This window comes from Spirosoma validum, from assembly GCF_014699035.1.
Classification (GTDB): domain Bacteria; phylum Bacteroidota; class Bacteroidia; order Cytophagales; family Spirosomataceae; genus Spirosoma; species Spirosoma validum.
On record NZ_JACXAA010000026.1, the window covers coordinates 19,314 to 41,570 of the forward strand.

The 22,257-nt window shown below is 49.4% G+C and carries 14 protein-coding genes; 7 read left to right on the forward strand and 7 right to left on the reverse strand.

Translation table 11 applies throughout. The features are described from left to right. Window positions 1-336: 336 nt before the first annotated feature. Window positions 337-1,257, reverse strand: a complete 921-nt coding sequence (locus tag IC230_RS32420; RefSeq protein WP_191043244.1) for a hypothetical protein — start codon at window positions 1,255-1,257, stop codon at window positions 337-339. A 161-nt stretch (window positions 1,258-1,418) separates the two neighbouring features. On the opposite strand from IC230_RS32420, the gene IC230_RS32425 reads away from it, so the two are divergent. Beyond that, window positions 1,419-2,819: a chloride channel protein gene (locus IC230_RS32425; protein ID WP_191043245.1), complete on the forward strand. Its 1,401-nt coding sequence runs from the start codon at window positions 1,419-1,421 to the stop codon at window positions 2,817-2,819. 20 nt (window positions 2,820-2,839) lie between these two features. Here IC230_RS32425 and IC230_RS32430 read toward each other — a convergent pair whose 3' ends face one another. Continuing rightward, complete coding sequence (locus IC230_RS32430) at window positions 2,840-4,096, reverse strand: cation:proton antiporter (protein WP_191043246.1); 1,257 nt, start codon at window positions 4,094-4,096, stop codon at window positions 2,840-2,842. Window positions 4,097-4,190: 94 nt separating this feature from the next. Here IC230_RS32430 and IC230_RS32435 point away from each other — a divergent pair, with 94 nt between their 5' ends. Beyond that, the gene (locus IC230_RS32435; RefSeq protein ID WP_191043247.1) at window positions 4,191-5,585 is read left to right on the forward strand and encodes a DUF389 domain-containing protein; all 1,395 of its coding nucleotides are present in this window, start codon (window positions 4,191-4,193) and stop codon (window positions 5,583-5,585) included. Window positions 5,586-5,600: 15 nt separating this feature from the next. On the opposite strand, the gene IC230_RS32440 is transcribed toward IC230_RS32435, so the two are convergent. From IC230_RS32440 to IC230_RS32450, 3 genes are all read right to left on the reverse strand, one after another. Next, window positions 5,601-5,807 (reverse strand): hypothetical protein, encoded by a 207-nt coding sequence (locus IC230_RS32440; RefSeq protein ID WP_191043248.1) that lies wholly within the window; start codon window positions 5,805-5,807, stop codon window positions 5,601-5,603. 105 nt (window positions 5,808-5,912) lie between these two features. After that, complete coding sequence (locus IC230_RS32445) at window positions 5,913-7,277, reverse strand: sensor histidine kinase (protein WP_191043249.1); 1,365 nt, start codon at window positions 7,275-7,277, stop codon at window positions 5,913-5,915. 88 nt (window positions 7,278-7,365) lie between these two features. After that, window positions 7,366-8,043, reverse strand: coding sequence for a response regulator transcription factor (locus tag IC230_RS32450; RefSeq protein ID WP_191043250.1), 678 nt, complete (start codon window positions 8,041-8,043; stop codon window positions 7,366-7,368). A gap of 595 nt (window positions 8,044-8,638) precedes the next feature. Between IC230_RS32450 and IC230_RS32455 the strand changes: the two genes are divergently transcribed. From IC230_RS32455 to IC230_RS32475, 5 genes are all read left to right on the forward strand, one after another. Then, window positions 8,639-8,953 carry a hypothetical protein gene (locus IC230_RS32455; RefSeq protein ID WP_191043251.1) on the forward strand — a complete coding sequence of 105 codons (315 nt, stop codon included), beginning with the start codon at window positions 8,639-8,641 and terminating at the stop codon, window positions 8,951-8,953. Window positions 8,954-9,288: 335 nt separating this feature from the next. Further along, on the forward strand, window positions 9,289-9,537 hold the full coding sequence (locus tag IC230_RS32460) for a hypothetical protein (protein ID WP_191043252.1): 249 nt from the start codon (window positions 9,289-9,291) through the stop codon (window positions 9,535-9,537). A gap of 342 nt (window positions 9,538-9,879) precedes the next feature. Beyond that, the gene (locus IC230_RS32465; protein ID WP_223861004.1) at window positions 9,880-13,410 is read left to right on the forward strand and encodes a SusC/RagA family TonB-linked outer membrane protein; all 3,531 of its coding nucleotides are present in this window, start codon (window positions 9,880-9,882) and stop codon (window positions 13,408-13,410) included. A gap of 11 nt (window positions 13,411-13,421) precedes the next feature. Then, entirely contained in the window at window positions 13,422-15,041 is a 1,620-nt protein-coding gene (locus tag IC230_RS32470; RefSeq protein WP_191043253.1) for a RagB/SusD family nutrient uptake outer membrane protein, read from the forward strand. Between the two features lie 549 nt (window positions 15,042-15,590). Then, on the forward strand, window positions 15,591-17,453 hold the full coding sequence (locus tag IC230_RS32475) for a hypothetical protein (protein WP_191043254.1): 1,863 nt from the start codon (window positions 15,591-15,593) through the stop codon (window positions 17,451-17,453). Between the two features lie 309 nt (window positions 17,454-17,762). Here the strand turns inward: IC230_RS32475 and IC230_RS32480 are convergent, their stop codons facing one another. Together IC230_RS32480 and IC230_RS32485 are read right to left on the reverse strand one after the other, a co-directional pair. Continuing rightward, window positions 17,763-20,465: a glucosidase family protein gene (locus tag IC230_RS32480; protein WP_191043255.1), complete on the reverse strand. Its 2,703-nt coding sequence runs from the start codon at window positions 20,463-20,465 to the stop codon at window positions 17,763-17,765. 126 nt (window positions 20,466-20,591) lie between these two features. Further along, window positions 20,592-22,058, reverse strand: coding sequence for a glycoside hydrolase family 28 protein (locus IC230_RS32485; protein WP_191043256.1), 1,467 nt, complete (start codon window positions 22,056-22,058; stop codon window positions 20,592-20,594). Window positions 22,059-22,257: the final 199 nt, after the last annotated feature.

A 22,257-nucleotide genomic window follows, 5' to 3' on the forward strand; every position in this document is an offset into this window, starting at 1 on the left:
GCTTCGTCAGCCGGTTGGGAAGTGTATGCAACTTATCACACAGACCTAAGAGCGAACTTAAAGATTGCTTAGAATTGGCTTAGAAAAAGAGCTGGCAACCTGCTCGTATCAATAGCTCCCTACATGATTACGTAGTGATCTATTCATCCAGAGAACCCGCTTTCGGCAGCCTGTTGCACAAGATCAGCAATACGTTATCGGTGGTTTGTACGGTCAGCAATTTGTCGGCCTACTCTGTGTCTACGTTCCAGCCGTTTTTGTTATTCCGACAAAGGAGGAATGACAAAAACGCACCTGTTCCCACTTGATTTCTAAACGTTTAAACAGGCTCATTACCTAAAAGAACCAGAAACTGTCCCGCAGCCGGAATTCAACGGAACCTAAATACGCATCTTTTGTAAAGACCGCTGCCCGGTAAATGCCCGGCTTAATGGCCGTTTCAGGACTAAGCGAAAAGAAAATGCGCTGTGGATTGCGGGCGAAATTTACCGCCTGCGTCGCATGAACCGGAATAACCTCGTTTACATCCGGCAACGTAACAGTCGTTGTGTGAAGCGCCGGTATCATGGGCTTCTGCTGTTCGTCGGTTAAGCTCAGATAAACCTCCTGTATGCCTTCCAGTTTCAACACAGATGGTATATTGAGTGAAATGGTCAGCGTATTGGCTTTCTTCGCTTTCGCCGTCACTTTTTTGTTCGACTTACTGACGTCAACCCGGAATGCATCGCCCGTAATGGCCGAGCGCGGTACCATTGTCAGTAGCCGGGCGTCCATGCGATTCTGCTGCTCTTGTTGTTGTTCGTTTTGCTGCTTCAGCAGTGAGGCATTCGATTGGCTTTGCCAGTTGATTTTGTCGTGCATTGCCACCATTTGATTCTCCAGACTATCCCGGACAATCGATAATCGACTTACGTTCTGATTCAGGTTTCGAATGGTGCGCGATTGGCCCGTACTCGTTTGACGCAGCGTATTCACAACCTGGTCGCGCTGGGTTAGCTGGCCATGTAGATTGTCAATACGTTTGTTCAGGTAGTCTTTATCGTCAGCGGCTGTCTCCAGTTGTTTTTTCAAATCGCGATTGTCACCTTCGAGCTGAAATTTGACGGATAGTAAGGAATCCGCCCGTTGTTCGGCCTGGTCATAGCGGTGGGTCAGGGTGCGATTGTTGTTCCAGTAAAGACCGCCGGCCAGGCCCACGCCGATCAGGACGGCCAGCACCCAGGCCAGGGTTGTGGGGTTACGTTCCGTTGTTTCCATATACGTAATGGTTATAAGTTCATGTGTGATGAAAGCAAAGGTGACGCCCGCTGGTTATAAAGGCCTTAAAGAGTTCTTAGAATTTGCTTAGACTTTAGCGATGCCTTAATCATCTGTCAACTCAGTACGTTATCTACTAAGACCTACTTAGATTCCACGGCATGGCCAACCGATTTTCCCGATACGCGCAGGTACTGGCCTGGCTGGATCAACATGTTATTAAGCGGCTCTACACCGAACGTGTCCGCCGGGTTATTCTCCAGAGTATGCCGTTCTGGGTGGCCTCCCTGCTAACCGGGCTTGTCGCTGTGGGCTATGAAGAACTGTTTGTGTGGGCGGAGCAAATCAGTTTTTCCTGGATTCAGGCGCACCCTTACGTAACGTTCATCACGACACCCATTGCTTTCCTGATTGCCTGGCTGCTGGTTGCCAAACTAGCTCCGGCTGCTCGGGGAAGTGGCATTCCGCAGGTAATGGCCGGTATCGAGTTATCAAATCCGGCTACGCATGGACGTACTGCCTATCTGCTGAGTCTTCGGGTTGCTGCTGTTAAAGTACTAAGTAGCGTTGTTTTGTTGCTTGGCGGGGGCGTCATTGGCCGGGAAGGTCCGACCATACAGATTTCAGCGGCTATTTTTCGGGCGATCAATCGACTACAGCCGGCGGGATGGCCGCAATTATCCCGGCAAATTGCGCTGGTCACGGGTGGGGCAGCTGGTCTGGCGGCCGCCTTCAACACCCCCCTGGGCGGTATCGTCTTTGTCGTAGAAGAGCTAACCCAGACGCACCTCACCCGTTTTCGAACGGCAGTTTTTACGGCCGTTATTATTGCCGGTATGACCGCCCAAGCCATTCAGGGGCCTTATCTGTACCTGGGTTTCCCTAAAGTTACCGCTTCGACGGGCTGGGTACTAGGCGTGGTTGTGCTGGTAGCTATCTTTTGCGGTTTGGCCGGGGCTCTGCTTGCCAAAACCTTGCTTTGGCTGAATGCCTATCGTCGCCGATTTCGAACCTTGCCCGAACAGGCGGCCTGGGTAGCGGTCTGTGGGTTATTACTGGCTGGTTTTGCCTATTTAATCGGTACGGATGCCGTCGGAACCGGAAAACCAATCATTAATCGGCTGTTGTTTCAAAATGATCACCTGACGCCCTGGTATCTCTTTCCGGTTCGATTTGCGGGGATGGCGCTCAGCTACAGCGGAGGGGCAGCGGGTGGTATTTTTGCTACGTCGTTGAGCGCTGGGGCTATTCTCGGAGACGGGCTTTCCCGGCTGATACACGTGGCTCCCGGCGATACGAACCTGGTCATTCTGGTGAGTATGGTTAGTTTTCTGACCGGCGTTGTTCGCTCACCGTTTACGGCGGCTATTCTGGTGCTGGAAATGACGGATCGGCATTCCGCTATTTTTCAACTATTGCTGGGCGGTCTGATGGCGCAGGGAGCGGCCTCGCTGGTTGACCCCGTATCGTTTTATGAACATCTGAAAACAGGATTTGTCCGCGAAACGATGGCGCAGCCGCTTGTCAGGGACCCAAAAGAGCCAGAAACACAAACTAACTAGAAGCCCGATCGCAGCCGTGCTTAACTGGCTTCGTCAGTGGGATACAGTCGCCGGATGAGCCGTTCCATAGTTAATCCCTGCACAATTACGGAGAACAACACAACCGCATACGTAACGGTCACGATGAACGCTTTCTGAGGCAGTGAATCATCAATGGACAAGGCCATAGCAATGGAAAGGCCACCCCGTAACCCGCCCCAGGTCAACATTAGCGGGGCGCTGGCATCGAGATTAAGCCAGCGCCGTGCCAACGAAAAGGGCAGTAAAATAGATAGGTATCTTGCTACTAAAACAAGAAGCACGACCAACAGATAAATGGTCCATTGAGTTAGGTGAAAATCAATTATAAGCAGCTCAATGCCAATCAATACAAAAAGCAAGGCGTTTAGAATCCCATCAATTAACTCCCAGAATTTATCGACATATTCTTCGGTAAGCTGGCTCATTGCGTCCTGGCGCGCATGATGCCCACCTACCAGAAGTCCAGCTACGACCATGGCTAAGGGTCCAGAGATGTGGAGTTTCTGAGCCAGCAAATATCCACCCATTACGCCCGCTACCGTTATGATTACTTCGGTCTGATAGTGATTGATCGAACGCAAAATCCAGAACATCCCATAGCCCAGAGCCAGACCAAATACGATACCTCCCCCTGCTTCTTCCAGAAATAGTAAGGCAATCTCACCCGTACTGATGCTGTCAACGCCATTTATTACGATCCGGTAAATCGTTGCAAACACAACAACCCCAACACCGTCATTAAATAATGATTCACCAACGATGTTAAGTTTGACATTGTCAGGTATTTTAAATTTGGTCAGAATGCCCAGTACGGCAATCGGATCAGTCGGCGAAATCAGGGCACCAAAAAGCAGGCAGAGTGGAAAGGACAGATTCAGGTCTGTATGTCTGGTTAAAAAGTAGAGCCCTGTTCCCACTAGCGCTGTACTGAGTAAAATACCAACAAAAGCAAATAAGATTACCGATCGGCGTTCGCCCCGTAATTTGGACGCATCCGTATGAAGTGCTCCGGCAAACAGCAAAAAACTGAGCATCCCATCGAAGAGTACACGACCAAAATCAATGGCTGCCACTGTTTGGCGAATCGAGGTAAACCAGGCAGGATGAATCGCGTTTAATCCAAGTAATAGGGTTGAAAAGCTAAGCGAGAGCACCATAATCCCGATGGCATCCGGTAGCTTAAGCCAGCGGGTGTTGAGATAGGCGAAAAACGCCGAAGCAACGATGAGTAACGTAATGAGGGTAAATAGATCCATACTGTGAGTAGCGAAAGTGGGTAAGTTTACATTAACTTTCGATTAAAACCGCAGTTTATTTGACGTGAACAACTGGTATTTGAACCTGTAACAAATGACTGTCGACGACCCAAATGCACCGCAAACGAAGAAGTCGGACCCTTTAGCCCGCATCAGCCAGATCATACGTGAGCGGTTTAGTCTGGAAGAAGACAAGGACGATGAAGCGGAGGTTATCCAGTCCGTTAGCCGGGGAATTGAGTTTCGGGGTATTAACCTGTGGACACTCATCTTTGCCATCTTCATTGCGTCCATCGGACTAAATATTAACTCGCCCGCCGTCATCACCGGAGCCTTTCTTATTTCGCCACTCATGGGCCCTATCATGGGGATTGGCATGGGCGTTGGCATTAATGATCTGGACATGATTACGCGAGCCCTGAAAAACTTAGGCATTGCGGTATTCATTAGCCTGCTGACCTCAACAGTCTATTTTTTACTGAGTCCTTTGCACCTGGCTCAGTCTGAATTGGTGGCTCGTACGTCGCCTACCGTCTGGGATGCCCTGGTGGCCTTTTTTGGTGGGTTAGCGGGTATTGTGGCCGGGTCGCGTCGGGAAAAAGTAACGAATGTTATTCCGGGCGTTGCGATAGCCACCGCCCTTATGCCTCCTCTTTGTACGGCTGGTTATGGGATTGCCACGGGTAATCTGTATTACTTCGCGGGAGCCTTTTATTTATTTCTGATCAATGGGATTTGCATTAGTCTGGCTACGTTCCTGATCGTACGTTTTTTAGATTATCACCAGAAAGAATATCCAACGCCGGAAATTGAACGACGTGTACGTCAAACGATCTGGATGGCGGTGCTGATTGCCATTGTACCCAGTACGTATCTGGGGTATCAGATTGTGCGTAAAACGATATTTGAAGAATCCGCCAAGCGGTTTGTTACGGCCGAATGTAGTTTTCAATACCGACAGTTAATCAATTATGAAGCTCGTTTTAATCGCAAGCAGAGTACGTTGGAACTCTCGCTGGTAGGCGAACCGCTGCCCAAAGATTCGATCAATCTGTTACGTACCAAAATGCCCGCCTATGGGCTGGGCGACGCAATCCTCGTGGTTAAACAGGGGAATTTTAAAGATACGGAAATCGACGTCGACGCGCTGAAAACGACGCTGGCCGACCAGGTTATTCAGTACAGCCAGGCCACCATTTCCCGAAAAGACCACACCATCGATTCGTTACGTCAGTACATCGACCTGACCCAAACGTCGCGCCTGCCGGTGGCTGACCTGCGAAACGAACTCAAAACCCTGATGCCCGATGTGCAGACGTTTACAGCCGCCCGGTCGCTGGTGATGAATGCGAGCAGCAACAAACCCGATACGGTTACGCTGGTGTATGCCAAATTCTCGCGTCGCCATACGGAGGTCGAAAAACGCCAGATCGAACGCTGGCTGCAGAGTCGGACGAAAAGCAAAAAAATAAAGCTGCTGGTCGAGTAAGGGAATCCGCGCCGTCTAGTTAAGTAAACGGGGAATATCGACGATCCAGAGCAGGAGTAACGTCAGTACGAACAAAATGCCCATAAAGATCATCAGCCAGTCTGGTTTTTTAGGGGGCTCTTCTCCATAAGGGTTGTTCATTCTGTTTCGGGTTGCCTTCGTTTCAACAGGGCCGGGTGGAAAAAAAGGTGTGTAGGGATGAAGTGCATCAGGATGGAGCATCGTTACGTTACGTTTACTTGGCCAGTGGGTGAGTACTCGTAAATATGCCCTGTGGTTCTTAGGATTGGCTGATAAACTCCTTAGAATCTGCTTAGAAGGATTGCCTTAGCGAGGCAGTTCGACGTGGAAAACCGTCGGCTGGCCCGCTATGGACGTCACGCCAACCTGCCCGCCATGCAGCCGGATAATTCGTTCGACAAGCGATAAGCCTACGCCATAGCCCCGGACATCGGCCGTTTGTCGGCTTCGGTAAAAGGGTTCGAAAATATAGGGCAGGTCAGCCGTTGGAATGGGTTGCCCGGTGTTCTGAATTTGGATATGCACTATGTCTTGACCGAAATCGACCTGTATCAGCGCCTGGCCATTATCCGAAAATTTACAGGCGTTTTCCGCCAGATTTTTCAGCGCTGATTCCAGTAGGGTTTTATTTCCTTGCACCGTCAATTGATCGGGATCTTCGGGCAATGCGCCGAGTTCAACGTTTACTACGTAGTGTGGATTACTAGCGGTAATCTGCTCCCGAATATCCCACGCAATCTCATCCAGCCGCACCGCATCGGTCATCAAACCGATTGCATCATCCTGATTGACCTTCGAGAGTTGAAGCAGTTCATGCGTGAGCGTCGTCAGTTCTTCCACGTCATCAAGCACCGAGCGAATTGTTTGCTGATAGGCTTCCGGTTCGCGCTGGTTCAGCAGACTCACTTCCAGTTGTGAACTGATCTGGGTAAGCGGGTTTTTCAGTTCGTGCGATACGTTGGCCACAAACATGCGCTGCAATCGGAAGGACTCGGTAACCCGATCCAGTAAGCGATTAATGGTAATCGACAGTCGACTGATCTCGTCATCTTCACGGCCTACAACGAGTCGTTCGTCCCGATTACGGGGAAAAATCGCACTAACCGTCTGGTCAATCTGCTGCATTGGTCGAAGCGCATCGCCTGCGAAAAACCAGCCCGAGAACGCCGTAATGCCCGCAATGAGACAAAATAATCCCGTCAGCGCCCAGAGGAGCCGCCGTAAGAATTCATCCCCATACGTATTTTCGGCACTGGCCACCACCACAAACTGACCCGAAGCGGTCATGAACCGAATTCCCGACAGGTAGTAACCGTTTTGCTGGAAATCTTTTCGTTTGTTTTTTCGAATACTGGCCAGTACAGCTTTGGGAATGGGTAATAGGCGGGATTCATTCGTGCAGAGAATGATTGAATCCCGATTGTCAAATACGATGATATTCTGGTTCGGCAGCTGGTCTTTCCGAATGCGGTTCAGTTGCCGGATAAGCTGCGCATCCAGCCGGTGTCGAATCAGCATGTCCCCGGTCGTACTCGCTTTTCGGTCCAGCCGCCGGTAAAAGTCTGATGAAATAAAGTACCAGCAGAAGGCATAGATACTCACAAACGCCAGCAGCAAAATACTGGATACCAGGCCTGTAAAGCGTAAGGTAAGTCGCTTGCGAATGGTCATGATTTTTGAGGAGGAAAGGAGAAGGGAGGAAGGGATAAAAGGAATAGTGCAAATGAATCTGTTTGCCTCCTTTCGTCCCTTCTCCTTTCTACTCTTCTTTAAACATATACCCCATTCCGAAATGGGTGTGAATCAGTTTCTTGGGGAAATTTTTGTCGATTTTTTTGCGGAGGTAGTTGATGTAAACCTCCACGACATTGGTACCCGTATCGAAGTTCAGATCCCAGACGTGCTCAGCAATCGACGGTTTCGACAGGACCCGCCCCTGATTGCGCATCAGAAATTCCAGGAGGGCAAACTCACGGGCGGTCAGCTCAATCGGCTGGTCATCCCGCGTAACGGATTTGGTATCCAGATTCATTTCGACTCCGCCATACCGTAACGTTTGGGCCGTCATGGATACGTTCGTACCGCGTTTGGTCAGGGCTCGTACCCGTGCCAATAGTTCGGTAAACTGAAACGGTTTGGTCAGGTACTGATCGGCACCCGCATCGAACCCCGAAATCTTGTCGTCGGTTTCGCCCAGCGCAGTCAGCATCAGAATGGGCGTAGTAATTCCTTCGGCCCGTAGCTGGCGACAGAGTTCATAGCCATTCAGCCCCGGCAAAATCAGGTCGGTGATAATAGCCGCGTAATTATTTTTCAGCGCAAGGCGTCTGGCAATTAGCCCATCGTAGGCAATGTCTACGTCAAACTGGCTTTCTTCCAGACCCTGCTGAATCGCCTGAAGGGTTTTAGGCTCATCTTCGACAACCAAGAGTTTCATAACGTCGTGAAAGTTAATGTGTTTGCTGGTCTGGACTGAGTGGGTGTGATCGAAAAACAGAACGACTTTCCGTTAATCTGTAATGTAAACGAGTTTGTTACGTTCGTGTTCTAAGTAAATTCTAAGTACGTGTTAGGGAATGTCTTATCCTGATTTTATTAGGAGGTTTTCGTGGACGACTTTTAATGGACGACGGTCTTCATAAAAGGCTTATATTTAGATGATTATGTAAGGTTTTCTATCATGCTCATCCCTTTAAATGGACGATTTGGACGTTAACTCAGCCTATATTGTGTTGACCGTTGATATGACCTAAAATTGAGTGATGGTGCAGGAACCCTTGACTAATCAGTACAACGGAAATAGAAGCTATACAAAGCTCTCATTTTACATTGCCGTTTCAGTTAGTCCAAACAAATAATGATAATTAGCAAATCGTTTGTTGTGTGCAAACGCAATACGGTCTTGAATCTATTCCGCCTATAAGCTGAACAATGTATTTACACCAGTTTCACGTTTGGGAGGATGTTTAGACCGACCAGAACGAGCAGCAGGGAGATATCACAAAACTATCGCAACAAGTCAAAGTGCGGAAATGGGGTGTTTCGGTGAATCGCTGGGAGCCGGACAACTGTCTGAATACGCTACGTACCGGACTGATCGATGCGGTATAGATGATCTACAATATTTTCGAGCCGAATCCCTAAGGCAATCTGGTTCTTTTTACAAAGAGTTTAACATCGGCATTATTGCTCGGAGGCCATTCAATGAAGCAACCCTGAGCGGTATGTTTATTAAAGAAACGACCTTCCCGGCTAGCAACTGGCGCTCAATGTATTTTGTGCCCGAAAATCTGAATAGCAGTGTCGATCATGCCGACACGCTCAAGCCGCTTATTTCACAAGGATGACCATGTTGGAAATGGCACTGCGGTTTATTCTGAGCAATCCTGACGTACATACAATAGTTCCCGGGATGCGTCAGATAGGTAATGTCGTGACTAATATAGCCGCCAGTGACGGGGATAGTCTATCACCGGAATTACTACGTGAATTAAAAGACCACTGTTGGGATCGAACGCCAACCGAACGACGCCAGTAAATAGCCAATATTATATTTTTATAGCAGAATATTGTTTTTTTTTAGCAAATCTTGTATGTTTTGTTGAATTTTTGGCTGGAATAATCATATTTTAACGTAAGATCACTCCAGATAAAACTTTTTACAACTCAATCCGGGATACTAATGGCAAAAATTTTACAATGGACCTTGTTGATTACGTTATGCACCCAGCTAGGTTACGCACAGAATAATGCTACCAGTACAGCTAAACAGACCGTTACCGGCCTGGTAACGTCGAAACAGGACGGCTCCGTTGCTGGGGTTAACATAGTTATAAAACGGAGCAATCAGGCTGTAACCACGATTGAGAATGGCCAGTACAGCATACAGGTTAATTCGCCAAACGATACGTTCGTTTTTGTAAACTACTGATATTCAGATATAATGGATATTGAATTCCCTTAGCGTGGCGACGCCCGGCGTAATTCTTTGCAGCAGCCGCGCTGCCCACTTACTAAAAATAGCCCAACTTAGCCGAATTAACTGTAGCGATTCTAGAAGAAGTCAGCCATTTAGAATAGGACCCTAATTTGGTGAAGGCGTTTTTTCAATAAAAAAGAAATAGCCTTTATGACAGATTAATTCACGGATCAATAGTGAATACGCTAGGTAGGAAGAAGCTGCTCCTCGTCTGCTTTTGCAACAAGTGAATACCACTTTTCTTGTACCAATTATTTTGCCATTTTATTATTCACCTTTATTCCTTATTCACCTATGCTCAAAATCATTACGATCAAAAGAAAAGGATCCGTATTCCTTCTGTGCAACCTGCTTTTTAGCCTGGGCCTTTATGCACAGGTGCAGGTTTCCGGAAAGGTAACCGATGCCTCAGGGGCCACGTTGGCCGGGGTGAGTGTGCTCGTTAAAGAGACAACGACTGGCACGGTTACCAATGCCGATGGAATTTTTACCATCTCAAATGTTCCTAATGCAAATTCTACCCTGGTATTTTCCTTTATCGGATACACCACCCAGGAAACCGTTGTGGGCAACCGGAAAGTTATTAACATTAGTCTGGCTGCGGCAGACAATCAGCTTGGCGAAGTCGTCGTTATCGGGTACGGTACGGCGAAGCGAAGCACGCTTACTGGTGCGGTATCACAGGTTGATTCTAAAATCATTTCTGTGCAGGCAAACTCCACGGTTACCAGAGCCCTTGAAGGTGTGGTTCCCGGGATTCAGGTCTCTGCCATTGATGGACAGCCCGGTCTGGACATGGGTATTCGTTTACGCGGAGCGGGCTCTACCAGCCAAAACAGCTCCAATGCCCTGATCGTGATCGATGGTGTGCCCACTGAATACCCCAATGCACTGTCGTCCATCAATCCAAAAGACATTGAAAGCATCAGCGTGCTGAAAGATGCCGCTTCCACTGCCGTTTACGGTTCGCGTGGAGCAAATGGGGTTTTGCTGGTGACCACTAAAAAAGGAACAAAAGGCAAACCGACTATTTCGGTACAAACTCGGGCTGGATTCAATTATCTGGGTGGATTGCGGTTTGATCTCATGGATGATGCCAAAGACATTTATGAACATGCCTGGCTGGCCATCTACAACTCCGCACGCTACGGTGTGAACGGCGGATCATCGACCGACGGTAAATTCACGACGAATGTGGCCAATCCAAACATGTCTCCTGAAGCGGCCGGTTTGTTTGCCAGTTCCCATTTATTCGATTACACAGGGTCAAGGACAAACTTTGCCATGAACCTATTGGGGAACTACATGGCCTATGACGTGCCGGGCGCTGTGTATACCACCACCGGTAGCGGAGCCAATGCCAGTGCGACCATGTCGGGTGCGTATCTGATTGACCCTACTACGGGCAAGTTGAATCCGAATGCAAGAGAACTTTGGAAAGCCGGATCGTACAAGGATTACTTTTTCGAAAAAATGTTCCGTCAGGAGCATACGATATCAGCAAGCGGTGGATCCGATAAAATGGATTACTTTGTTTCTGTGGGCATGCTGGAAGATCCTTCTTATATCAGAGGGTCGGCATTCAAGCGTTACAACGCACGGACAAAAGTTGATGCAAAACTCACCAACTGGCTGAAAATAGGAACAAATCTGGGTTATAGTTATCGGAATACCCTGTCTCCGGCTACCCGTTTCGGACGTAACCCCGGAACCGTGCAGCAAAACGTATTCAGGTGGGTAAATGGGCAGAATCAACTCGTACCGTTGTTCGCCAGAGACCTTCAGGGAAATATCCGTAAAAATCCGAACGGCACCGATATGGTGTCTGATAATGCGAATGATAGCTATTCGCCACTTGGCGTTCAGCCCGGTACGTTCCCGAACGGAACCACCAGCCAACCGCTTTATGCTACCAACCTGATCGACCTGTTGGATAAAGACATCGATCGTAGGGAATCGCACGACTTGAACCTTAAAGGGTATCTCACTGTGAGTTTCCTCAAGAATTTCAGCTTTACAAACAACATTTCGTATGACCGCTTTACGGAAGAGCGGACGCGTTACGGTAACCCTGAGACGGGCGCTGTAGTGGGTATAGGTGCGATTGGCCAGTATTATACGAACACCGGCGTTTTCAACACGCAGCAGCTGCTTAACTGGGGTAGAGAATTTGGTCGCCACTCCGTTACGGCACTGGCTGCCCATGAATTCTACCAATATAAAAGTGATCTGCTGAACTATGCCTCCGCGTATTCGCTGATCAATGGATTTACCGGCGCCGGTAATTTCACCAGCCGGTACAATACAGCGGGCGCACCGTTCGGTGTTCCGGGTTATGGTGGAGACATCACGGCCATGGATAGCTATTTTGGCCGGGCGGTGTACAACTATGACGACAAATATTTTATGGAAGGCTCGCTGCGCAGAGACGGTTCGTCTAAATTCCGACTCAACGAGAATCGCTGGGGAACATTCTGGTCTGTTGGTGGTGGATGGCGTATTTCTCAGGAAAAATTCATGCAGGGGGCTCATAACGTCATCAATGAATTGAAAATACGGAGCAGCTATGGAGTTATCGGTAACCAGAGCGGTATCAGCAACTATTCGGGTTATCAGACCTGGAGCTACGGTGCGGTTTACACAAACTCAACGGCTGGAACGGGTGTTCCTGCAACGTACACACTTCAGCAAGGTGCTGCCGTAAATGATAAATTAACCTGGGAAAACACGCACACCTTTGATGCCGGGATCGATTTCACCCTTTTTAACAGGAGATTGAGTGGAACCATAGATATATACAACAAGAAAACGGTAAACTCCGTGTTTGCACAGCCTCTTGCCACTTCACTGGGACAAACTTCACTCACCCTGAACAACGCTGAAATTGTCAACCGCGGTGTGGAAATTGCCTTAGACATCAAACTCATCCAAAACAAAAATATCAACTGGAGCATCGGATTGAACGGTACCCACTACCGCACCATTCTGACTAAATTTCCCAAAAGTGTAGGTTCGCCAGCACTGGGCGGAAACTTTACAGGCTTCATCGATGGATGGGGAATTGCCAATGGCGGTGCTAACACCGCCGGCCAGATCATGTACCTGCGTGGTGAAAATAAGGATTTCTACAACCTTTATCTCTACAAGTACGCGGGAGTGGATCAGAGTACAGGTTTGCCCTTGTTCAATCATACCGTTACGCAGGCAGACCAGGCTGCAGGACGCTTTATGGATAGCGGAGTGGGAACCATTGTTAGTACAACGAACTACACGCTGGCCACCCGGTATGAAATGGGTAGTGCTATTCCCAAAATTATTGGTGGCTTTTCGACAAGCGTTCAATATAAAGGTTTCGACTTCACCGCTATCCTGGCCTACCAGCTGGGGGGAAAATTCCTGAGTGTGGAATATGCCAACAACATATATAGAGCGGGGAACATAGGGAACGCATTATCGAAAGAAGTATTGGGAAATACCTGGACACCTGAGAACAGAGACGCCAAATTCCCGATGGCATTTTATGGGGATACGTTCTATACGAGCGGGGCTACATTTGGGCCATGGCAGTATACAGATCTGGCTTTATTCAGCGCTTCTTATCTGAATATCAAAAACCTCACCCTGGGTTATACGCTTAGTAGCGCCATCCTGGACAAGCTGAAAACAAAAAGTGTACGGGTGTATGCATCCGGCGACAACCTGACCATGTTGACGTCTCACTCAGGTATAGATCCGCGCATGTCGCTGGTAGGTGGAATGGAAGTAGGGGCAGCCGTGTATCTGCCTATGAGCACATTTTCGGTGGGTATTAATTTGAACTTTTAAGTAGTCGAACGATGAGTATTCTACATAAATATATAACGGGTTTGGCAGTTTCGGGTATGCTACTATTTTCTGGGTGTGCCGATAAGCTGGAAGTGGAGCCACCCCACAGCATTACCGACAAGCAAATAGCCGAACTTCTGGCATCGGGTGACGATGCCAAAATCCGGATCGTCTTGGGTGGATTGGCCAACGCCATGCCCCTGCTGTTCAACAACGCGGGTGCCACAGGTGCGGGCGTTGCGGACATGTATTATTCTAGTCAGGGACTGGACGTCAATCGCTCTATTGAAGGAAATGATATCATTCTGGGCGATCAGGAAGGGCTGAACGTACTCTCCGGTTCAATCGAATATCAGCTCGGTGACTTCATTGGATCTGCCAATGCGAAGAATTTAGTTTACTGGAATTATGGTTGGTTTTGTATTACTACTGCGAACCAGATGCTCAATTATCTTCCGGATGAAACCGTGGCCGGCAACAGCTTTCTGAAGGAATGTAAAGCCAGAGGATTGGTTGCCAGAGCCTATGGATACAACTACCTAATGGAAAATTATCAGAACGCTTTCCTGCAGGGCGGAAATGGCAAACTTGGCCTTCCGTTGTATGACCGGTTTCAACCCACTCAGGAAAACAAGCCTCGTTCATCTGCTGTAGAAACGTATGCCTTTATCAAAAACGACCTGAACCGGGCCATTGCCTTGTTCAAAGAGGCTGGGATTGGCTATACGGCTGATATAACTGATATCGATCTGGCTGTGGTCAATTTCCTGCTGGCACGGGTATCGATCTGGACGGGGGACTGGGCTACTGCGATCAGTGCGTGCAATGAGATTCTAGCAAAGTATCCAACATTTCTAAATCAGGCACAGTATGGAGGTAAGAACATAGGCACCGCAGCAGCTCCCGAAATAAGGCCGGAAACCAATGGTTTTCTCAATAATGCACAAAATCCGGAGGTCATTTTAGGTTTCCCGCTTGGTGCTGCTAACACGTACTTTACCGCTTACATGAATCCTTTCGGTAGAGGTAATGGAGGGCTGGAAAGAGCTTACAAGAGGATTGATAACCGACTGTATGAAAAAATAGCACCCAATGATTTCCGTAAAGATGTATTTTCGCTGGCACCACTTGGCAACTACACCTATCCGCCAAACAACACGGTTGCCTTTATTCCTTCTTACACAAACCTAAAATTCGCAGCTACGCACGGATTAAACAGCAACAACAAAATTGATGTGGGCGCTTCAACGGCGTTTTACATGCGTTCTTCGGAAGTACTGCTTATGAAAGCTGAAGCTGAAGCGATGTCGCCGGCCACAGAAACTGCTGCCAAAGCAACGCTCGACAGGCTGTTGGCTGCCCGTACCAAAACAGGAATGACACCGCTAACGACGGCTACTTATCCTGCGATGCAGGGACTCACCACGTTACAAATGGTGCAGCTACAAACCCGCATCGAACTATGGGGTGAAGGCGGCCGCGAGTTCTACAACAACAAGCGCTGGAATATCCCGGTGGACAGAGCCAGCTCTGCTAACCATGTTACCAAGTCCAGTTTACCGGTAGCCAATATGACCCTTCAGATTCCCGAAGATGAAATTTTGTACAATCCGTTGGCTGTGCAGAATTAATCAATTTTTGACGTTTAGAGAGGTGTCCATTGCGGAACACCTCTCTTTTTTGGGCTTTCCAAAATAGTGAACCACAGTGACCCCGTTTTGCAGTGTAGACCCTTTTGGGTATAGCTTACGAATCTGTTCCTGCCTGACCAACTTTACTGGCGGTCGCGCAACGTGTTTGTCCTGAGTTTTGGCTGATGAGTAAACTCATAAATTGAGCAAGGGGTGCTAGGACGTGAAAGATCAATTCCACGGTCAGGATTGTAATGTCAATGTTCTCTTGGAAGAGCTTGGTATGATTTCTTACTTGGCGGTGACAATACTGTTTAATTTTGGTTACTTACCCGCTCCGAACCTGAAGGCTAGTGCGGATAATAGTCTGAGATTTTTTTGGCCCGGAATTACGTACTGACTATAACTCATTTATAAGCGACCACTGAACTACCTAACGCTTAAAAAACGAATGGTGCGCATGAGTGGGATGCCCACACCGGCAGGCCTGAGCGGTTCGGTTCGAATTCACGCTCAACTTGCTCTGCCAAACAGCTAAACGACCAATCAATGGCTAAACCTGGTAATGGGAATACCCGACGGGATTTTTTACGGACTTGTTCGGTAAGCATTGGGGCGGGGCTGCCCGGCCTTGAGCAACAAATGGACAAGCTACGAGCCCTAGCCGGGAACGGACTCGTTTTGCCGCCAACCGGCCGCTCGGCACTGGTCGGTCACCGTAACCTGTTTAATGGCGATACGGGCGTCTTTTTCTACAACCCCGAACGCTGGCAACCCGAAGATTTTGCCTGGCGGCTGGCTACGAACCCCGTTACGGGTAAACGCAATTCTGCACCCACGCTCGAAGGCGGCCCCTTCTCACCCAGAGCGATCCACCGCTTCGTCGGTACGCTCGCCGATAATGGCGTCGATACGTTCATCATAAATGCCAACGGGTCGCGGGCCTGGTACCCCAGCAAGACCGTCCCTCACATTCTACAGGGCTACCAGCGGGGCGACCGGGACTTTTTCCGCGGTCACGCACTGGGCGTGCTGAAAGACAATCCAAAAGGGGTCGAGGGGTACATCGACCAGTTGATGGCGTTTATGAATCTATACCAGGATTTACTCGACGCGGGGGTGGACTGGCTGGCCGAAACCGCTCAGGCGTGCCGTCAACGGAGGCTCTCCCCCTGGGTCAGCATTCGCATGAACGACGTCCACGGCACTAGCAACTTCGAGGGTAGTTTCTTCAACACCCCCCTGCTCAAGCGGGCCGACATGCGCCTGTCGCGCAGTTACTACGGCTCCCATCGGGCTTCGAATCGGGCCGGGCTTAACTACCAGCAAGCAGAGGTTCGTTCCTTGATGTTCGAGCAAATCCGGGAGGTCGTCGAGGCCTACGATTTTGAGGGGCTGGAACTCGACTGGTGGCGACAGCCGCTCTGCTGCGAGCCGACAGCCTCGCCCCAAACGGTGGCCATGATGAGTGACTGGTTGCGGCAGATTCGCGCGCTGACCCAGCGCCGGGCTGGGCAAACCGGTCGGCCCTACCCGCTGGGACTTCGCATACCGGGGCGGCTGGGTATGTTAAAAACCATCGGGCTGGACGTGGTAAGCCTGTGCCGGGAAGGAACCCTGGATTTTATCTGCCCGTCGGGCTTTGTTTGCACCACCTGGGACATGGCTCACGACCAGTTACGCGCTCAGCTTGGCGAACGGGTGGCCATCTACGGGGTAATCGATGCGGGGGTGAATATGCTGCCTACGCGCAACCAGACGAGTACGTTGGCTCAACCGATGCGGTATATGCCAACCAGCCGCCCGCTGATGAAGGGCAATGCAGCTGGTAAACTAGGGTTGGGTGCCGATGGCATCGAGTGGTACAATTTCTACAATCCCGATCAGGCTCGGTTGCCGGGTCTCCAGTCGGAGTACGGGGCCTTGCAGGGGATCGCCGATCTGGACAAGCTGCGGGGCCAGCCCAAGCAGTATTCGCTGGGCATTGGGGGGCGGATGTACAACCTGACCCCCTTCGATTTACCGGCTCAGTTGCCGGTGCGCCTGGCGTTTAATGATCAGCACGCATTTCGGGTGCCCATGTGTGCCGAACCGCCCGATAGTACTCTCGAGGTTTGCGTTCAACTAGTGCTGAACGCGGCCGACGAGGTGAAGATTTTGTCCGTGTCCTTCAATGAGTGCTGGCCAGTGCTACAGAGCGAGCGGGAGGACAAACTGCTGTTTGCCGCCGGTCCGCTCACCCACCTCTCGACAGACCACGCCGGTTATTGCTTTCGCTTTCCCATTACGCTGGTCCGCGAGGGCTGGAACGAAATCGTTGTCGAGAACGGTGGCCAGACTTCTCTGACGGTGGTTGGTCTGGAAGTGGCCATCTGGGCGAAGAAAGTCAGGGCTGATAACCGATCTGAGTGAGGCAACTTTTCTGGTCGGCGAGCCGTCGAAGGATAGTTTGGACGTGCTGTCTTTCAGCCAATGCAATTCATTATTCACGTTAAGCTAAAGCAGTTATCGAAAGTCAGACTGTTGTCGTGAAATAAACCATTCTCCCAAACGCTCCTTCCGTGCGATGGCTGTTTACGCTATTAATTTTAATGACGAAATTTTCCATTTTGGTAAGACTACCTCAAATGACGAATTGGATTTTCCTGCTCCGACGTAGTGGCCGGTACGTCGGAGCGATCCGTTTTCTAAGCTTCACACAGTACTGCTGTTTTGAGGAGATCAATATTCGAGCCGTATTTCTGCCTGGCCTGAAAAGGGTTTTATAGAGACGGTTTCCGTCTGTTCGTTGTATATACCTCCTGTTACGTTCACAGGCTTTTTACCGGCGGGGTGGGGAATGCGTATCAACACTTCGTTCGGTTTACGAGTATCCGGGCAGCTCACGGTAGCGGTGATGTACCCCTTTTCTACTTCCGAAAGTACATTCGCCGTAATCGGACCGAAATAGCTCCTGACATTACTCAGCGTTAGTTTATTGCCCTGATCTAGCCATTTACGCGGGATCGTATTGAACAATCTGAGGGTAGGGCCATCTTCCAGATAAAGCATCCAGCGGGTTTCCATCAGGAACCAGGCTTCCTCATGCGTCTTGTGCGGACTAACTTTGAATAAATGTTCCCAGAAGGTGTAGGTGTCCCGATCAGCATGGGCCGCAAACGTATTGTAGTAGGTGCTTAAAAAAGGTTTGGTCATACCCAGCTTCGCCTGCATCCAGTTGTGGCGGCTGTAATACGGTTGACTAAACGCTGAATTTTCTTGGTAGAAAAGCTCGCTGTGATAGTTCAGAAGGGTTTTAGCCGCTGGCTCATGGGGGTCTATTACTTCGCAAAAAACCAGATGCATGGGACCAAGCATTCCATCCGGTGCCGTGAACGTACCATGCGACCAGAAGGTTTCGCGTTTATGGTACATACTTCTCAACCCGGCCCCTTCAGTCCAGGGCGGGGCCGTTGGACACCAGGTGCCGTCGCCTAAGGGAACCACCGGCGACAAAGCCATAGCGTTAAAAAACGACTGGCGGATAGCCTCTTTCCAGGCGTCCGCTTCCTTCCTGATCCTGTCGGACTGGGAGGGGTCAATCCTGGCCAGCATTTCGGCACAGCGGCTCATCCCGAGGTAGGCATAGCCATTGAGCATGAATTGATGAAAATGATCTTCGGGGTCCGCTACTTTTCCTTCGATCATGCCATACCCCCGCCCGCGTAGTTCTTCCTTCTTGTTCCGGTTGCGCCAGGCGATCAGGTAATCACAGGCTTTAATGATTTTTGCTTTTACATTCCCGACCCATTCCTGGTCGTTGGTATACCGGAAGTATTCGCCCATGCTCCATAAGGCAGCCCCGGTTTCGACCATATAGCCATTGAAATTCTGGATAAAGCCGTCTTCATGCTGCTTGTCAAGAAAGTAATCCAACGACCGCCTGGCAATATCGTTCCAGCCCATTGATGTATAAAACTGAATGATCGGCGCACTTTCCGTTCCGATTGGTGCATAGACGCCAATGGTCGGGGCAAGCGTAGCGTTGGGTTCATTGCCATACGTAATCAGGTCGAGATGTAACAATCCGGCCTGGATCATTTCGTCAATCCGCTTTTCGGGGACATGTATTTGCGCGGCTTTCTCTAATTTAGCGAGCCAAAAGTTCTTGCTTTCGGCATAACGTTGCTCAAATGTCTGCATCGCCAGTTGCGAAGCACGTTCTTTGGAAACGGGACTATGAGGAATAAAAAAATCGAATAGTGCTTTTTCACCGGGTTGCAGCAAAATGGCCATTTCTTCACCGGGCAGCGGTTTCCCGTTCAGTTTGGAAATACAGAAAACTCGTTCTTCCGAATAGGCTGAAAAGCCGGTTTTTATATCGAAACGATACGGAAATTTCTGCCACCACATCGTACCTGGACGTGGAGTTTTGAACCAGGCGTAACGAGGTACTGAACCGGTATTCAGTATCTCAGATCTGAAAAATAAAACGGTTTCTTCGTCCGGGTTTAAGGCTTTCTCCGTTTTGGTTTTCACCAATTCCTGCTGCTCTTTGGTGAACATGTGACCACCACTGAAACTGTCGGCCACCAGAAAATCGGTTCCTTTCAACTCTGCCAGGGGTGATTTTTCCAAGGATACAAATGTGGTCGACTTATAAACGACATCATCGTCGGTCAACGTTGAGTGTAAAATCGGTAATGTGCCCTGTTCCAACCGGCGCGAGACATTCTCCTTTACGCCAACGCCCCGACCATACGTGTACAGGTAATGTACCGGTTCATTTTTTGTCTCGGCCAGTCGCAACGCTGTCGACGACAGTTTGGGCGAAATAATGTTAGCTTCTCCCTGGGATGCGTCCGAGAGGTTTTCGACAATCTCGAAAATTCTAAAATCCCGGCTGGTCCCCAGCCAGGTAGGTACTGTCATTTTTCTGACCTGCTTCTCAACCGAGGAAAAGGACACTTCGCTCTCGGTTTCAATGCGTTTCAGCTTAGTCATTGTTTTTCTGGAACGTACTGCGGTCTCCACCTCCTGGTAAGACCTTCTATCCGTAGCAGTCAATACTACTACGCCATAATCCGGTATATAAATGGGGGAACTGGACGTAACGTCCCGAAGAAAAAATGAAAAAGGATTTTTAGCCGTTTTAATTGACACCACAGTAGCTCCGGTTCCATATTCGGTTTGGGCGCTGTCAATCGTTATCAGGATGCCCGGGCGATTACCTGACACTACCTGAAAGGCATCGGCTTTTATCTTCCCTTTTCCGGCTGACAGTTCGATTTGGCTCAGAACACCGTGCTGCAACTGAACCGTACCGGATAGCGACGTACCTCCTTTCCATTCGACCCTGACCTGTACTACGTTCTGAGAAAAGGCCTTTGAACTCAAAACCGCCAGCAAAAGACTGATAGTAAAAGAAGTCCATTTGTAATCCATAAGCTGAGTGTATTGAGTGTTTTTTGTCATTCCGACCGGTCCGTCAGTGCCAAAGGTGATATCGATGGAGCCGTGATGTCGGTTTCTCAAAACCGACATCACGGCTGAAGGCGCCCGATTGGGTGTTTATCGCCCCGGCAAGGTCAAGCCGGTGGAATGAGCAGAGTAGACCGACGGTTTTTTCCGGTCGGGGTCCGTAATAAGCATGGGGGTTAAGTTGGCCTGTTTCACGTCATCGAGCACAACGGCGGGACGATAGTCGTTTTTCGAACAGGTTAGTTTTACGTTGTCGAACCGAATATTTTGCGCATGACGTACATAAAAACCCCAGGCTGGTAGTTCGCCAAACATCGAGAAATCCGGGTAAGCCGTTGGTTTTTCAGGTACTTTGTCGAGCGCCGTGGTCGGTACGTTTGCTACCATTGAAGTACCCCCACCCGGATAAATTATTTCCACGTTTTTCAATGTTACGTCTTTAACAAACGCATCGGGCATACCGACAATCGATGAGGGCGATACATTCCGAGGCATGTCTTCGATTGGGCCTTCATACTCATAACCCGCGTCGGCTTTGGTCGCGGGCACCTCGACCCGGATGTTCGTCAGCCGAACGTTTTCAAGACGGCCTTTTTTACCCTTTACCCGTTCTCCGATTCGCAGAAAAATGGCGTTTCCGGTATTGATAGCCTGCAAACTGTCAATCACTACGTTCTCGACAAAACCGCCATCCACAGCTTCCAGGGCGATGGCTGAGCGGTAGGTATCATACACTTTATTCTGCACCATTTTGATGTTTCGAAAACCGCCGTAGCTGGCCGTACCAAATTTGATCGCATTGGCACTCGACCGGATGGTACAGTTGCGGACGTATATGTTCTGACAAACCTGCGCGGGGTCGTGCGATTTTAAACAAATGCCATCATCGGCTGAATCGATATAGGAGTCGGTAACGCTTACACTATCAGAATCCACAATGTCGATGCCGTCATTGTTCCAGTAGGCTTTGCTATCGACGGTAATGCCCGCCAACTGTACGTTGCGGCACTGATCATAAATTTGCACCCAGCTCGCTGCATTACGTAACGTTACGGTTTGAAGTTTTACCCGCTGGCATCCCTTGAAGTACAGAATGACGGCGCGCGCTTCGGCCTCGGGGCGATCATAGCGAAACAAGTCTTTGACGAGTCCTTTCTGAATCACATTCACGACGTTACGGGCCAGTTGACGCCCCTGCCCGTCGATCACACCTTTACCAGTAATGGCAATATTCTGCTGGTTTTCGCCGAACACCAGTGCCGTCCAGACGTGCCGATCGTAGTCAAAGGGGTTGAGTGATCCCATTAGCACGGCCCCTTCTTCCAGATGCAGCGTTACGTTCGATTTTAAATGAATCGACCCTGTCAGATACCGCCCGACGTAGAACACCAGCCGTCCACCCCCATTTGAATGAATATAATCGACAGCGTACTGAATAGAACGCGTGTTGAGTGTAGCGCCATCCGAATAAATACCGAAAAACGACGCTGGGTAATCTTTGGCTTGAACACTCAGGCTAACCCAGAGCAGAAATAAAGCGGTTTTTAAGTTGATCATGGACTATGAAGATGGGTTTTGAAGAGGTGGGTTAACAATCCCCTCTATTGGGATATATCGCCTATAAAACTACTTATTGGTAGCTATAAGTGGTAATAAAAGTCGAAAAAATGGTACAAAAGCATCATTTTTTGCTATTAAACTGGAACTCTTGGGTACTCCAAAGCGATAAGTTTACATTGCTGAAACTATAAGCTTT

Bases quoted from the DNA above. Each gene is read 5' to 3' on its own strand.
- IC230_RS32420 (WP_191043244.1), bottom strand. From the start codon at position 1,257: ATGGAAACAACGGAACGTAACCCCACAACCCTGGCCTGGGTGCTGGCC.
- IC230_RS32425 (WP_191043245.1), top strand. From the start codon at position 1,419: ATGGCCAACCGATTTTCCCGATACGCGCAGGTACTGGCCTGGCTGGAT.
- IC230_RS32430 (WP_191043246.1), bottom strand. From the start codon at position 4,096: ATGGATCTATTTACCCTCATTACGTTACTCATCGTTGCTTCGGCGTTT.
- IC230_RS32435 (WP_191043247.1), top strand. From the start codon at position 4,191: ATGACTGTCGACGACCCAAATGCACCGCAAACGAAGAAGTCGGACCCT.
- IC230_RS32440 (WP_191043248.1), bottom strand. From the start codon at position 5,807: ATGCTCCATCCTGATGCACTTCATCCCTACACACCTTTTTTTCCACCC.
- IC230_RS32445 (WP_191043249.1), bottom strand. From the start codon at position 7,277: ATGACCATTCGCAAGCGACTTACCTTACGCTTTACAGGCCTGGTATCC.
- IC230_RS32450 (WP_191043250.1), bottom strand. From the start codon at position 8,043: ATGAAACTCTTGGTTGTCGAAGATGAGCCTAAAACCCTTCAGGCGATT.
- IC230_RS32455 (WP_191043251.1), top strand. From the start codon at position 8,639: ATGGGGTGTTTCGGTGAATCGCTGGGAGCCGGACAACTGTCTGAATAC.
- IC230_RS32460 (WP_191043252.1), top strand. From the start codon at position 9,289: ATGGCAAAAATTTTACAATGGACCTTGTTGATTACGTTATGCACCCAG.
- IC230_RS32465 (WP_223861004.1), top strand. From the start codon at position 9,880: ATGCTCAAAATCATTACGATCAAAAGAAAAGGATCCGTATTCCTTCTG.
- IC230_RS32470 (WP_191043253.1), top strand. From the start codon at position 13,422: ATGAGTATTCTACATAAATATATAACGGGTTTGGCAGTTTCGGGTATG.
- IC230_RS32475 (WP_191043254.1), top strand. From the start codon at position 15,591: ATGGCTAAACCTGGTAATGGGAATACCCGACGGGATTTTTTACGGACT.
- IC230_RS32480 (WP_191043255.1), bottom strand. From the start codon at position 20,465: ATGGATTACAAATGGACTTCTTTTACTATCAGTCTTTTGCTGGCGGTT.
- IC230_RS32485 (WP_191043256.1), bottom strand. From the start codon at position 22,058: ATGATCAACTTAAAAACCGCTTTATTTCTGCTCTGGGTTAGCCTGAGT.